The organism is Hydrogenobaculum sp. 3684 (assembly GCF_000213785.1).
GTDB lineage: Bacteria > Aquificota > Aquificia > Aquificales > Aquificaceae > Hydrogenobaculum.
Genome location: NC_015557.1, coordinates 844585 through 859430, shown reverse-complemented (window position 1 = coordinate 859430; position 14846 = coordinate 844585). Strand labels below are relative to the sequence as shown.

The window sequence follows — 14846 nt, the reverse complement described above, 5'->3', positions numbered from 1 at the left end:
TTAAATGCAAGAGATAAAGGTATATTTGAATATAACAATTCAAGTATTCCCGCGTCTCAAATTTTAGGAGGTTTTAGTTCCATGGGCATCACAGGCACAGTTAAGTGGTTCAGCAAAGAAAAAGGTTATGGATTCCTCACAAGGGATGATAACCAAGGCGACGTTTTCGTTCACTTCTCAGCAATCGACCCAAACAGACAAGGTTTCAAAACTTTGGTTCAGGGGCAAAGAGTTGAATTTGAGGTAGACCAAGATTCAAAAGGTCCAAGAGCAAAAAACGTTCGCGTTTTATCTTAAATGATATAAAATCCTATGCCCTTGCTTTTAGCGGGGCATATGGATCTTTTAAAATTATATAAAAAAATAAATAATTTATTCAAAATCAATATATAAAATCTATAAAAATTTTCTTTAATCAAATTAAATCAAAATTTTATCAAAATCAAAATATAACCTCTGATATAATATTAGTCTAATCTTAGCTGGAGGTTTTCTATGAAATTACATGAGCATCAATCCAAGGAATTGCTCAAGAAATATGGCTTACCTGTTCCTGAAGGGTATGCTGCTTTTAACGTTAAAGAAGCAAAAGAAGCAGCTCAGGCTCTGGGAGGTTATCCATTGGTGGTAAAAGCCCAGATTCATTGTGGCGCCAGAGGAAAAGCTGGCGGTGTAAAAATAGTAAAATCTGATGAGGAACTGGAAGCGTTTTCTGAATCTATACTTGGTAAAATCCTAAAAACGGTTCAATGTCCAAATGGAAAAGTAGTTTCAAGGCTTTTAATAGAAAGAGCTACTCCTATAGAAAAAGAGTTTTATCTTAGCATCACATTAGATAGATCAAATTCAAAAATACTTATAATGGCTTCTAAAGAAGGTGGTATGGAGATAGAGGAGTTATCTAAAGAAAAACCAGATGCCATCATAAAAGAGTATGTGGACCCAGTTCTTGGCATAATGCCTTATCAGACTAGAAAACTCTCTTTTGCACTTGGTTTAAATCCATCTTTGTTTGGTAAAATAGTTTCAAAGCTATATCAAGCTTATATGGATTTGGATGCTTCTTTGGTGGAGATAAATCCTCTTGTACTCACAAAAGATGGAGATATAGTGCTTTTGGATGCAAAAGTAGAAATAGATGATAACGCAGCTTTTAGACACAAAGATATAGAAGAGCTTGAAGATATCACTCAAATAGATCCGCTTGAAGTGGAAGCCGAAAAGTACGGTTTAAATTATATAAAGCTAGAAGGTAATATAGGATGTATGGTAAATGGAGCTGGGCTTGCCATGACTACTATGGATATTATTAAATTGGCTGGTGGGGCACCTGCAAACTTCCTTGATGTAGGAGGTGGTGCTTCTGTGGAACAAATAGCCAACGCCTTTAGGATACTTACATCCGATGAAAATGTAAAAGCTGTTTTTATAAATATATTTGGTGGGATATTGAGGTGCGATAGGCTTGCCCAAGGTTTGATAGAAGCTGCTAAAATGGTAAACATAAAAATCCCTGTGGTGGTAAGATTAGAGGGCACAAACGTAGAAGAAGGAAGAAAACTCTTAAAAGAATCCGGTTTAAACTTTGAGAGTGCTGTAGACATGTGGGACGGCGCTCAGAAAGCTATAAAACTTGCACAATAAAGGAGGTTTTGTATGTCTATATTGGTGAATAAAAATACGAAAGTGGTAGTTCAAGGTATAACTGGTAAAGAAGGTTCTTTCCATGCTATACAATGTAAAAACTATGGCACACAAGTAGTGGCTGGAGTAACCCCAGGCAAAGAGGGTATAGAGGTAGAAGGTATACCAGTTTTTAACACGGTAGAAAATGCAGTGAAAAACACCGGGGCTAATTGTTCTTTAATATTTGTACCACCACCTTTTGCAGCAGATGCTATAGTAGAAGCAGCAGATGCTGGTATTGAGCTTATAATATGTATAACAGAAGGTATTCCTGTAAAAGATATGATACCTGTAAAATACTATCTTAAGAAAAATTATCCCAATACAAAACTAATAGGTCCAAATTGTCCTGGAGCTATTACCCCGGAAGAGGCGAAAGTAGGGATTATGCCAGGGCATATATTTAAAAAAGGCAACGTTGGCATAGTCTCAAGAAGCGGGACATTAACTTATGAAGCTGCTTTTCAACTTTCAAACCTCGGTATAGGGCAATCTAGTGCCATAGGTATAGGCGGTGATCCAGTGCATGGTCTTTCTCATAAGGATGTGATAGCGCTTTTTAATGAAGACGATGAGACAAAAGCTATACTCATGATAGGTGAGATAGGGGGTACGTCCGAAGAAGAGGCAGCAGAATACATAGCCTCTAACGTTAAAAAGCCAGTTTTTGCTTATATAGCTGGTATTACAGCTCCTCCTGGCAAGAGAATGGGGCACGCTGGTGCTATTATAAGCGGTGGTAAGGGGACAGCTGAATCTAAAATGAAGGCTTTGAAAGAGGCTAATGTGACTGTGATAGAAAATCCAGCTTTTATAGGTAAAGTTATTGCTGATGCATTATCATGATTAAAAAGGTAGCAAAAATTAACAAATTGTTATATTATAATAAGACTATTTTTAAGGAGGTATTTTGTTATGGCTAAAATCGTCAAGACCATAGTTGACCCTGATTTATGCACAGCCTGTGAGGTGTGCTATGATAGGGTTCCAGAGATATATAAAAACCGCGGAGACGGTATAGCTGAAGTTGTTAAATCAGATGTACCGCCAGAGCTTCAAGATGCGGTTTTAGAAGTAACGGATGAGTGCCCAAGCGGCGCTATATCTACAGAAGTAATAGAAGAATGATATCTCGGAAAGGAGATTTTCTATAGAAATATATTTTGTAGGCACGGCCGGAGGCCGTGTTTCTACTTTTAAATATATAAGAAAATCAGGTGGTTTTATTATAAAAGCCAAAAACACAACAGCTCATATAGATCCTGGTCCTGGAGCCTTTCTAAACGTTTTATCTCTTGGTTTTAAACCTTGGGATATGGATATATTCATTCTTTCTCATATTCACTTAGACCATTCGGCAGATATAAACACTATGGTTGAGTCTGCTAAAGTAGGTACAAAAGAATCTACTAAGCAATTAGCTGTAGGTGCCCCAGAAGATGCTTTTTATGGAAACACGAAGGTTATATTGGATTTTATACTCAAGAAAACCGATAAACATTTTATCTTCAAAGAAGATGCCAGCTATGTCTGGAAAGATTTAAAGATTGATATATTGAAAAAACATACTCATCATGGTGCTATAACGTACGGTATCGTTTTTAACGAAAAAATAGCATATCATCCATGTGCAAAGTTTGAACCGCATATAGTAGAACATTATCCAAAAAGCATAGAAGCGCTTATCTTAAATACAACCTTTTATAGAAAAAGACAAAATATAGACCATCTTTGTAAAGACGATGTAATAGATATATTAAATATAGTAAAACCAAAAATGGCTATTATTACGCATTTTGCCTCTGATATGCTTGAAGCTGGTCCAGAGAATGTGGCAAAAGAAATAGAAGATAAAACAAATGTAAAAACCATAGCAGCCTTTGACGGTGCTAAAATAATATTATGAATTTTTTAAAAAAGCTTTCAAATCCAAGAGTAGTTACTATAATAGCTATAGTTTACGGGCTTTTAATAATTATATTAAAACCATACATAAGCAGCTCTCAGTTTATTTTTGGTGTTGTAACGGAGACAATACTTATAGGCTTACTAATATTTATGGATGTGTTTAAGAAATAAAGGGGGCAAATATGAGGGTATTGGCAGTATTGTTGGCAGTTTTATTTGTCAGCCTAGTCTTGTTTTTCCTTACAAGAAAAAGAGAATACCTTTATTACACTAAAAAAGGTAAATTATGGTTAGGTTTTGCTGGGGTTGCGGTTATTACCATGATGGACGAGCTCACCAGCATATTTTACGCCCCTGGTGAGGCTTTTAGGTTTATAGGCTATAAAGCTATCACTTACTTGGCCCTTACCTCACTTTTGATATTTTTATACTCTCTTACCATGACCGAAATAGCTGAGATACTTGAAAACAACAAGATAAAAGGAGGAGGTGTCTATAGTTTTTCCTATTTTGTATTTGGTGCTACAGCATCTTTTATAGCGGCGGGCTCTATTATAGTAGATTATGTAAATACAGCTGTTATATCTTCAATAAGCGCTGTAGAGAATTTAAACTTTTTTTTTCATTGGCCCCTTGTATTTAAACTTGGTTTAGAGCTTTTGATAATATGGTTGATAGCTGGTTTAAACCTTATAGGGGCAAGGGAAAATGCAAAAGTAACGTACGTTTTGTTTGGGATAACAGCTTACGTGCTTACGATTTTGGCTTTTTTAGGTATATCTCAGTTAGATCATGCTCAAGTTTATAAAGTTGTAGCATCTTATAAAACAACACTTTCACAAGATTTCTTAAATTTGGATCCTGTAAAGACTATAGAACTTATATCCATTGGATTTGGATCAACGATTTTGGCTTACTCAGGTATAGAATCTGTGCTTCAAACCCACAAATTAGTGGAAAATTGGAGAACTATACATAAAGCCTACATCATGCTTGGATTGACAGTAGGAATATTTACACCTTTAATAGGTACATTAGCTTTGGCAAGGGTAGAAAATCCATTAGATCATGTGGATGATCTTATAACTTACTATTCTAAGCTAGTGGGAACAAATATAATGGCTATAGCGGTTGTTATACTTGCTTCATTGACCCTTGCTTTTGCTGTGAATACTGCCTTGGTAGGTGCTACAGAATTAATATCTACAATGGCTGATAACCATAAAGCTTATTGGATATCCACCACCAACAAGTTTCACGCCCATTACCGCATTATAATATTTATGAGCGTATTTTTCTCATTTATAGTGCTAATCACTCAGGGAAACCAAGATATAGTTGCCGATATGTACGCTATAGGGCTTATAGCAACGTTTGTTATAAACACAGGTACTATCATACTTTATAAAATTGTAAGAGGAAGCGCGCAAACCAAAGAATACAGAACTGGTATATTTAGAAATTTAATACTATTTATAGTGTTTCTATCAACGTTTATTTATATAGTCGTTCATAAGCCTTACGGTACTCTTATGTGGACGTCTGTGGTGTTATTTTTCATCATAGCTGGAAATATTGTAACTCGTATTAAAACCACCGAAGAAGAAGAAAAGTTGGCCCAAATGGATAAATATGCTGATGTATTAGATTATATAGGTTCTTTGCCGAAAGATAAGCCAATTCATATATATTTTAGAAGACCTTCTGAAAATGTATACGAGATAGGTGAAAATATGATATATATAACATTTTTCTTTCTAAGACAAAAAAGGCCACCTAAAAAACTTTTTAAAAGCCATTTTATATTGCCAGTAAACGCTTTTTGGGGGATAGGCTATAGCTCTAAAAAACTTTTAGAGGATATAAACAATCATTATAAAGATAAAGTTTTCAATATACATTTTGGATGGCCTTTGTCTTCTTGGTTTGAACGTATATTTACAGGCGTTATGGTATACAATATATTACAATTGCCAAAACAATTTCCAAATTGGAACTTTTTTATAGAATATAGAGCCGGTACTTATAAACCGAAAAAATGATAAATTACGCTTTGGCATTTTTTTCATCTTTGTTTGCCGGTGGTATCAATGCTGTAGCAGGTGGGGGTACTTTAATAAGCTTTCCTACGCTTATAGAACTTGGCTTATCTTCAAAGCTATCAAACACAACAAACACCGTTGCTCTGTGGACTGGTTCACTGCTTGGAGCGATAGGTTATAAAAGCTATTTTAAAGATGCCTTGCCTAATATCAAAAAGCTTTTCATACCGTCTTTGATAGGTGGTGTATTGGGTGGTTTTTTGCTTTTGTATACACCTCAGAAAACTTTTAACTTCATAGTCCCCTTTCTTATATTGTTTGCTGCGATATTGTTTAGTTTTGGGCCAAAAATATCAAGATTTACTTCTCGTATAAAAGCTAGATACGTATTTTTAATACAGCTTATAACTGCTATTTACGGCGGATACTTTGGTGCTGGTATGGGTATAGTGATGCTTGGAAGTATTACAGCTATTGGCATTGATGATATACATATAGCAAATACGATAAAAAATACGTTGGCTTTTTTGATAAACTTAAGCGCTGCGCTTTTGTTTATTGCATACGGGAAAGTAGAATGGCACTATGCTATACTTATGATGATAGGTTTTGCCGTTGGTGGATTGATGTCTTCTTTGATATCTCAAAAGATAGAAAGAAAGTATATCAGGCTTTTCATAAATATAGTAGGGTATTTTTTGGCAATATATTACTTTTTAAAGATATATATTTTATGAGTATAAAAGCGTTGATGTATCACAGCGTAGGAATACCACCAAAGGAAGCTTTGCTAAAAAGCTTATATACAAACCCAAGGCTTTTTGAAAAACAAATTAAACTCTTAAAAGTTTTAGGTTTTAAAAGCATCACTTCCGATGAAATTTTAGATTTTGTAAAAGGTAAGGATTTAAAAAAAAGTGTATGTATAACCTTTGATGATGCTTACAAAGATGTTTTTGAAAACGCTTTACCTATACTTAAAAAATATGATTTTAAAGCGATTGTCTTTGTGCCGGTTGGTTTTGTAGGCGAATACAACAAGTGGGATGCAAATAGATTAAATGTCAAAAAACCGATAGCTTCTTGGGAAGATATAAGGTCTGCTCTAAAAGAGGGCTTTGAGATTGGCTCTCATACGATCACTCATATGCCTCTTACCCATCTTGACACTAAAAGCCTAAAACAAGAGGTAGAGCTCTCTAAGAGCATTTTGGAAGATAAGCTTGGCGTAGATATAAAAACTTTTTGTTATCCATATGGAGATTACGATGAAAGGGTAATGGATGCTGTGAAAGATGCTGGGTATAAGTTAGCTTTTAGCGTGGATTCTGGGCATATAAAAAAAGGAGATAACCTCTACAACCTAAAAAGACTTCACATGAGACACAACACCAACGTTTTTAGGCTTTTATTAAAGTTATCAAGTTTGTATAAATAAACCCTCCCTCCGTTTCCACATCTTTAAAACGTTAGGCTAAACTTCTTATCTTTTCTATCTTTACTGGTATGGTGTTTCTTGCGGTGGCCCCAGTGACAAAATCAGTGAGCACATGTCCTTTTGGACGTGTTGGGTCTTGAATACCAAGCATATTTATGTTGACTCCAGTTTGACGTAGAGGCATGGCTGGGAGTTTTTTGTTGTTTATGTATATAGTATCTGCACCTTCTGCCAACCTTCCGAGCCCATGTTCTATACCTATTGTACCTGGCATTATGCCCTCTTTTACTCTAACTATACCTATTATGTATTGGCCAAAGGGATTTGAAACTTTTACCAAGTCACCATACTTTATACCAAACTCCTTGGCGGTTTTAGAGTTTATATCTATGTAGGTACAAAGTTTAATATCTCTTAGCTTATCCGAAGAGGCGTTTGGTGATGATAACACGTTTGATTTATAACCAAAGGCTATAAGAGAGTATTGGTTTCTATCAACTTTTGTCCATAAGCTTGAACCATCTGCACATATTGGACCTTCTATATACTTTGGTACTCCATGATAATATTCGCCTGTTATGGCATCTTGAGTGCTACCTAGTTCTTCGTTATAAATATTTAGTATTTTCTTGTATTTATGATTTACATATATACCGTCATATGCTGTATCATAAGGGGCATATCTGCCGCCTCTACTCATGATTGTGGCTACTTTTCGCCAATTGTTGCCGTTTATGGATTTTAGAAGAGGTACCCAGTTTGTAAGACCCGCTAATTCTATATCTTCATCTGTAGCGTCTGGTACAGGTGTATCTTGCATAGCTAAGTTCTCAAAAGCTCTTAAATAGAAATCGTGAGGTCTATGTAAAGGATAAGTTTTACCGTCTTTTCCTTTTATGGCGTTGTCTCCAAAACCCGGTAGATTTAGAGCTTTACCAAGTTCTATAAAAAAGCTTTCGGCGTAAACAGCTTCACCGTTTTTAAACTTTGCATTGGGACTTTCTATAGCGGGATATCTTATGGTGGTGATTTTTGTAAGATAAGCACCCCAAGGGGCCATGGCACCCCATTCTTCGTACAATACGTTATCTGGTACAATATAATCTGCGTATGTGCTTGTTTCATTTATAAATGGATCTATTGCTATAAAAAGAGGTATCTTTTTCGGATCTTTCAGATATTCTATAACATTTGAGAAACCAGATTGAGCGTAAGCTGGATTTGAGTTTACCGTTATAAGAGCCTTTAAAGAATATGGATATCCATGGGCTGATGAGGCTATCCAATCAGATTCAATGGCATTTGAGAATGGATACCATTTGTCTTTTGCAGGATAAGGATTTAAACCTTGAGCTTTTTTATTTTTATATTCTGTGGTATCTTGATACTTAAAGCCAGCTCTATCTATTCTGACTCCGTGGGTTTTTACCTTTCCATCGTAATCAAGAAGATCGTAAACAGGACCCTTGTAAGCGTCGTAGGCCCCACCTTTTACAGCCATACCACCTTTATAGTTCATATTGCCTACCATAGCTCCAAGCATAGCCACAGCGTAAGCAGCGTACATACCAACGGTGTTCATAGCCCCGCCGTGTATATCTGTAGTGGCTTTTCTCCCATAAGAGGTAAACTCTTTAGCTATTCTTACGATGGTTTCTTTTGGTACACCGCACATTTTAGCATACTCATCTAACGAATATTCAAAAGCCGCTTCTTTTAAAAGCTGAAAAGCACTTTTTACATGATAGGTTTTTCCATTTAAACTAACTTGCTGGTCTACAAACAAAACGCCGGTTCTTACATTTTTGGCATTTTGGAGTGAGTTTGTAGCAGCATCTATGACATATGGATCACCGTTTTGATCTCTTAGGATTTTACCGTAGTCTTCTCCTTGATCTTGTATAACAAGATGTGTAGCGTTGGTATAACTTACTTCGTTGGCAGCTTTCATAGCTTCTTCGCTTGGTATAGATAGATAAGGAGCATTGTATAGGTTATTTTCAATGATATATCTAAAAAGCCCCATTACAAAAGCCAAGTCTTGACCCGGATAAATAGGTACCCATTCGTATTTTGCGCCTATTGACATATTATCGCTATTTACAGCGGTTGGGGTTACTACCACTATCTTTTTCAAAGGTCCTTCGGTTCTAGCTCTTGCTAAAAGCTTACCTTGACGTTTGAAGGGGTTTCCTGCCTGAGCTGGTGCTGTACCTATAGAAAGTATATACTCTGTGTTGTCAAAATCTGGTTTGGCGTGAGGGAGTTTTTTGAAATCACCAAAATAAGCTGCTTGACCTATTCTCATTGCAAGACCGCACATAGAAGTATGTCCAGAGAAGTTTACTGTACCAAAAGCTTTGACAAATCTATGTACTATAAAGGTTTTTCTTCCGTCGTCGTTGGTGCCAAGTATACCAAGTTGATTTGATTTTGGACCATACTCTGGATTGTTTGGATCTATGGGTGTATTTATGTCTCTGATGCTTTTGAGACCTTCTACAAAACCTTCACCGAACAAATTACCACCGTTTACAATCTCTTGAATAAGTTGTTCTGGTTCTATCTCTACCCACTTGTGAGAACCTCTTGGTCCTACTCTTTTAAGTGGTTTTGTAACCCTATATCTTGTATATAACTTATCAAATACTACATTTCCTCTGGCGCAGACCGTAGAGCGGTTTTTGAGGCCAGACTCGTCTATACCAGATACCCAAAAGATACTCTCTTTTATAGGCTTATCGTAATCAAGCCATGGGTCTGATGAAAGCAAGTTGTAAGGATTTCCAAATACCCTCACTACTTTACCAGTTTTTTTATCAACCTTAATACGTACTCCACATTGGGTAGTGCAGCCTATACAAACGGTATTGGCATAATAATAATCTTTGTTTATTACGTAATTACCATTTTCGTTTGTCGTGGCTTTGGTTTTTAGTATTTCTGGAAGGTGTACGTTTCCATATATGGGAAATCTTGGTTTTTCACCTCTTCTTCCAAACGTAAAAAGGTATTTAAATGTTTTTAAATATCCTAAAGCCATCGTACCAAGGCCAGCGGCCGATACGCCTAAAAGAAACTTTCTACGAGTAGTATTCATCCTTTAACCTCCTTGCCAAAGCCTTTGTACAGGTCGTCTGTATGTGGTAACAAAGCTATAGTTGCTGCCAAAAGCCCTATTATACCACTCCAGTTTGCTATCAAAGATTGTAAGCTGTTATGTCCAAATATTGGCATTGTATAAGTAAGAAAACCACCTATCATCTTTGGAAAGCTTTGTCCACCTATTACAAGGCTGTATTTGAAATACCAGGCTCCAAAAGCTGCCAAAGTACCAGCTATAAACATAAAGAAAGCAGATTTTTTAAATCTACTAAAAGCCAAAATCATAGGCACAAATAAGAATAACCCTAAATCAAATACTAATATGCCGATAAGGTCTTCTTTAAAGTAAGCTCTCATATAATATTTTGTAATGCCACTAAAAGCAAGACTAAAAGAGTACCAGAATAAGTCTAAAACAAGTTCACCTACTATAGCCCAAGCCATTATATTGGCTACTGCGGCTATATCGTCTCTATCTATTTCTTTACCCATAAGCTTTTGATATATAGGATAAAAAAACAATACAAACCCAGAACCAGACACTAAAGCGGATGCGAGCATAACAAGCGGCAACGCTGGAAAATGTACGAGCGGGAAAGCCACCAATATTCCTACAATATAACCTGTATAAAATTCAACACCTATACCAAACAAAAGACCTATTGCACCAAGATAAAACAATATCTTTCTATCTTTTTTGATGGCTTCTTCTGTTAACTCTAGTCTATTTAGCGTTAGAAGCTTAAAAACCAACTTCAACCTATTGTCTTCAACGCTATTGTATAAGCTTACAAAAAACGGTCTATAGTAGGCTATCAAGCTAAGCAAAGTAAGAATCGTATAAGTGGTTAACAGTATAACACCCCACTTCATGGGAGATGTTGGGAAGTGAGACCATCCGTATAAAAATACGTGGATCATTCTACCTGGTTGTTTTAGATCGTCTACTAAGTTTAAAGGGGCTATGGCTATAAATGAAAATGCTATTAAAAGACACATGCTTGCCAATCTTTTAAATTTTTCTATACCAAACACCGTGTAAAGGCTGTATATGAAAAAAGCACCTACACTTATACCACCTGTCCAAAAATAGTTTGGTATATTTACACCCCAAGGTCTTGAAGGGGTTATAGAAGATGCAAACACCAAAATTTTGTGGTAAGTATCAAGCATCATGTTTGTAATCCTCCACATTTACTATATCTTGAAGCGGCTTTAAAATCATCCACTCGGACTCTTCAGATTTTATTTTGTAATATTCTCTGGCAAGGTCATCCAAGCTTTCAAAGTTAGTAGGTGGTGTATCTTGAAGCTCTCCGTAGAGGTTTATGTAAAATACGTTTGGTATAGTGCCTTGCTCAGGTCTTAAAACGTTTACCGGATATGTTCTTATAAGCCTTGAAACTTCACTGTTTGGATCGTTTAAATCTCCAAATATTCTCGCCCCGCCTACGCACGATTCTACGCAAGCTGGTAGCATGCCGTTATCTACCCTGTGAGCGCAAAAAGTACACTTGTCTGCTACATGACTTTTTTCGTTCATGAATCTTTTGTCGTAAGGGCAAGCGTTTACACAGTATCCACAACCCCAGCATATCGTGTTGTCAACTACCACTATACCATCTTGTCTTTTGTAAGTGGCACCGGTTGGACAAACAGGAACGCAAGGAGGATTTTCGCAGTGGTTACAAAGCTGAGGTAAAAAAACTTTTCTTACGTTTGGAAAAGTGCCAACTTCATATTCAGGTACGTATGTTCTGTATTGATCTGTGGGTACATCGTTTTCTATAACACAAGCAGACGTGCAAGCTTGGCATCCTATGCATTTCCTTAAATCCATAACCATGGCAAATTTCTTGCCTTTTTGGCCTACCCACTGAGGATTGTTTTCCTCTCTTCCAGGTATTGTAAGCATAGGAGGTATTTCCATAGCTTCTGCAGCTTTTTCAGATGCTACAACGCCAATAGCGGCGCCTATGGCTTTGAAAAAACCTCTTCTATCCATATATTAAACCTCCAAAACAATTAATGCCATTATTAAAAATAATAACATATAGACGTAATATTCTTATAACAATTAGTTAAGATTACATAAAATAAGTTTATATATGAAAGATTTATTTATATTTTGAAGGTCAGACCTTGATTATTAAGAAAATCAAAAAATCCTAAATCTTATATTTAAAATTTTATAGCTTTTACAAAGTTAATAAAATATTACTCGCCTGTCTTAAAACCAAGCACAGTATAAAGTGGACAAAAGCCTATAGCGGCGGTTACTAAAAATACAAGCCCTATAAGACCAAGGATATAAAATAGTAAGCTATGATGCGTAAAAGCCAAGATTATAAACACAATACCCAATATAACTCTTCCTATTCTGTCCCAACTTGCCATATTCTTTTGCATACGTCACCTCCAAATAAAATATAAGCTAAATATAAAAATATATTAACAGTTGTCAATGATTTTACATTTCTACTATAATTTTCAATATCCTTCTTCTATCGCTATCTATAATTTTAAATTTGAATTTGCCTATGTTTACTACTTCGTTTCTTTGTGGTATCCTACCAAGATGGTAGGTTATATAACCAGACACAGTGGTATAAGGCCCACCTGTTAGGTCTATACCAAGTATTCTGGAGAACTCGCTTATTTCAAGCCTCCCATCTACAAGCCATTTATCCTTTGCTATTTCTCTTAAAAGCTGGTCTTCTTTTCTAATGTCGTCGGATATCTGTCCTACGATTTCTTTTAAAACATCTTCCAACGTGATAATGCCAAGTATAACTCCTCTTTCGTCTACCACAGCCCCTATATGTTCTTTTTTTCTTTTAAACTCATGTAATACATCTTTTAAAAATGAAAACTCTGAAAAAAGTTGTATAGGCCTTATAGATATGCCTATAGGTGTATTTGGGTCCTTGTCTATTATATCAAAAGCTCTGATATAGCCAAGTATATCGTTTACAGTATTTCTAAACACCGGCAATCTTGAATATCCACTAGACTTCATCTGATATATGGCTTGTTCTACAACCGCTCCTTCTTCTATCATGGCTACTTCATAAATAGGTCTTACTATTTCGCCGGCTCTTCTTTCTTTAAAAGATACTATATTTGATAAAATTAAAGATTCAAATTTATCTACATCAAGCTCTTTTGAGATAATTTTTAAAATCGTGTTTCTACTGACATGAGAGTGCGGTTTTGACATGAATTTGAAAAATATATGTTTTATGGCTTTTGATAGAAAAGAAGAAAAACCGAATAAAAATCTTAGCTTGTACAAAATAAATATAACAGGTAAAATTACTTTATCGGCGTACTTTTGGAATATTATTTTAGGTATTATTTCTCCAAATATTATTGTTATTAGAACAAGGGTTTCTGAAAAAAATATGTAAGCGTGTTTTAAAATAGGTACATCTTTAGATATTTCAAAAAGCATTATGGTGTAAAGGCTTGCTGCAAACACTATGCTTATGGTGTATCCAAATAGCGTAAACGTTAGAAACTCTTCTTGGTTTTTCAAAAACTTTGAAACCATATCTTTGTAAGAGTTATTGGATTTTTTGACAAAAGCCTCAAGCCTTGACTTATTTGAAGATAAGATAGCCATTTCCGAGCCTGAGAATAAGCCCTCAAGCAGTATAAAAAATATGATTCCTAATATATAGCCTATAAGCTCCATCAAAAATCTCTTTTGACGGTTTTCTCTATAAGCTCCATAAGTTTTTCTGAGATAGAATAATAAGATAGCTCTTGCTTTACCTCTTCTAAAAGCCTAAAAGCAAGTTCTTTCGTACGCATAACCCCGCCTTTTTCAATAACTGTGTCAATTACACTATCTAATTCTTCTTGAGAAGGGTTTTGAGAGATCAATATCTTTTGTAAAAGCTCTTTGTCTAATTTGTCTAACACAGATATAACTGGATATGTTACTTTACCCTCTTTTAAATCGCTTCTTGAGGGTTTTCCTAGTTTTTGGCTATCTACCTCATAATCAAGAGCATCGTCTATAAGCTGAAAAGCCCTACCAAGCTTTAAACCAATATTAAAGAATTTTTCGTACTCTTCATAGTTTGATATCAAAGCCCCAATCCCAAAACAAGCCCCTATAAGGTATGCAGTTTTACCGTCTATGATGTCAAAATATGTTTTTTCGTCTATTATAGAACCTATGCTTTTAAGCTCTAAAAGTTGTCCTTCTGCCATGTTCATAACGGCTTTTGATAAAATGTCTATCATCTTTGCGTTGCCGTAATTAGCATATAAAAATAGGGCTTTAGCGTAAAGATAATCCCCCGTTAGTACCGCCACTTCAGCACCAAAAACTTTGTTGACAGAAGGTTTACCTCTTCGGGAATCAGCTTTATCAACCACATCATCGTGAAGCAAAGAAGCTATGTGTATGTACTCTATACCGCATCCAAGAATGATGGCTTTGTCAATATCACCGCCCAAGCTTTCCACCAGATATACCAACAACAGCGGTCTAATCCTCTTGCCACCAGCTTCTATAATAGAATTACCAGCTTTTAATATGGTATCTACAGAACTATCTAAATTTTCGCTAAGAGCAAGCTCTATTCTTTTTCTAATGCTATCTAAACCACTTTGCTGAGCCATACTTTTATTAGTTTATCATATTTTTATAAAAT

General features: G+C 35.7%; 15 protein-coding genes. 9 read left to right on the top strand and 6 right to left on the bottom strand.

Annotated features, from left to right (window positions below; all coding sequences use genetic code 11):
* Nucleotides 1-81: 81 nt before the first annotated feature.
* The 9 genes from HYD3684_RS04610 to HYD3684_RS04570 all read left to right on the top strand — a co-directional run bounded on the left by HYD3684_RS04610 (nucleotide 82) and on the right by HYD3684_RS04570 (nucleotide 7074).
* Nucleotides 82-297, top strand: a complete 216-nt coding sequence (locus HYD3684_RS04610; RefSeq protein ID WP_012513969.1) for a cold-shock protein — start codon at nucleotides 82-84, stop codon at nucleotides 295-297.
* A 198-nt stretch (nucleotides 298-495) separates the two neighbouring features.
* On the top strand, nucleotides 496-1644 hold the full coding sequence (sucC, locus tag HYD3684_RS04605) for an ADP-forming succinate--CoA ligase subunit beta (RefSeq protein ID WP_015419518.1): 1149 nt from the start codon (nucleotides 496-498) through the stop codon (nucleotides 1642-1644).
* A gap of 12 nt (nucleotides 1645-1656) precedes the next feature.
* Nucleotides 1657-2532: a succinate--CoA ligase subunit alpha gene (gene sucD, locus HYD3684_RS04600; RefSeq protein ID WP_015419517.1), complete on the top strand. Its 876-nt coding sequence runs from the start codon at nucleotides 1657-1659 to the stop codon at nucleotides 2530-2532.
* A gap of 69 nt (nucleotides 2533-2601) precedes the next feature.
* A complete protein-coding gene (locus HYD3684_RS04595) occupies nucleotides 2602-2814 on the top strand; it encodes a ferredoxin (RefSeq protein WP_015419516.1) in 213 nt (70 codons plus the stop codon).
* A gap of 1 nt (nucleotide 2815) precedes the next feature.
* Nucleotides 2816-3592, top strand: a complete 777-nt coding sequence (locus HYD3684_RS04590; RefSeq protein WP_015471356.1) for an MBL fold metallo-hydrolase — start codon at nucleotides 2816-2818, stop codon at nucleotides 3590-3592.
* Entirely contained in the window at nucleotides 3589-3765 is a 177-nt protein-coding gene (locus HYD3684_RS04585) for a hypothetical protein (RefSeq protein WP_015419514.1), read from the top strand. The genes HYD3684_RS04590 and HYD3684_RS04585 overlap by 4 nt, the downstream gene beginning before the upstream one ends.
* A gap of 11 nt (nucleotides 3766-3776) precedes the next feature.
* Nucleotides 3777-5636, top strand: coding sequence for an APC family permease (locus HYD3684_RS04580; protein WP_015419513.1), 1860 nt, complete (start codon nucleotides 3777-3779; stop codon nucleotides 5634-5636).
* Nucleotides 5633-6373: a sulfite exporter TauE/SafE family protein gene (locus tag HYD3684_RS04575; RefSeq protein ID WP_015419512.1), complete on the top strand. Its 741-nt coding sequence runs from the start codon at nucleotides 5633-5635 to the stop codon at nucleotides 6371-6373. Before HYD3684_RS04580 ends, HYD3684_RS04575 begins: the two co-directional genes overlap by 4 nt.
* On the top strand, nucleotides 6370-7074 hold the full coding sequence (locus HYD3684_RS04570; protein WP_015419511.1) for a polysaccharide deacetylase family protein: 705 nt from the start codon (nucleotides 6370-6372) through the stop codon (nucleotides 7072-7074). The genes HYD3684_RS04575 and HYD3684_RS04570 overlap by 4 nt, the downstream gene beginning before the upstream one ends.
* 31 nt (nucleotides 7075-7105) lie before the next feature.
* Here the strand turns inward: HYD3684_RS04570 and HYD3684_RS04565 are convergent, their stop codons facing one another.
* The 6 genes from HYD3684_RS04565 to HYD3684_RS04540 form a co-directional block, all read right to left on the bottom strand.
* Nucleotides 7106-10174, bottom strand: a complete 3069-nt coding sequence (locus HYD3684_RS04565) for a molybdopterin-dependent oxidoreductase (protein WP_015419510.1) — start codon at nucleotides 10172-10174, stop codon at nucleotides 7106-7108.
* Nucleotides 10171-11355, bottom strand: a complete 1185-nt coding sequence (gene nrfD / locus HYD3684_RS04560; RefSeq protein WP_015419509.1) for an NrfD/PsrC family molybdoenzyme membrane anchor subunit — start codon at nucleotides 11353-11355, stop codon at nucleotides 10171-10173. The genes HYD3684_RS04565 and nrfD overlap by 4 nt, the downstream gene beginning before the upstream one ends.
* Nucleotides 11345-12184 carry a sulfate reduction electron transfer complex DsrMKJOP subunit DsrO gene (gene dsrO / locus HYD3684_RS04555; protein WP_015419508.1) on the bottom strand — a complete coding sequence of 280 codons (840 nt, stop codon included), beginning with the start codon at nucleotides 12182-12184 and terminating at the stop codon, nucleotides 11345-11347. The genes nrfD and dsrO overlap by 11 nt, the downstream gene beginning before the upstream one ends.
* A gap of 212 nt (nucleotides 12185-12396) precedes the next feature.
* Nucleotides 12397-12588 (bottom strand): DUF2892 domain-containing protein, encoded by a 192-nt coding sequence (locus tag HYD3684_RS04550; RefSeq protein WP_015419507.1) that lies wholly within the window; start codon nucleotides 12586-12588, stop codon nucleotides 12397-12399.
* Between the two features lie 61 nt (nucleotides 12589-12649).
* A complete protein-coding gene (locus HYD3684_RS04545; RefSeq protein ID WP_015419506.1) occupies nucleotides 12650-13876 on the bottom strand; it encodes a hemolysin family protein in 1227 nt (408 codons plus the stop codon).
* Complete coding sequence (locus tag HYD3684_RS04540; protein ID WP_015419505.1) at nucleotides 13876-14814, bottom strand: polyprenyl synthetase family protein; 939 nt, start codon at nucleotides 14812-14814, stop codon at nucleotides 13876-13878. Before HYD3684_RS04540 ends, HYD3684_RS04545 begins: the two co-directional genes overlap by 1 nt.
* Between the last annotated feature and the right edge of the window lie 32 nt (nucleotides 14815-14846).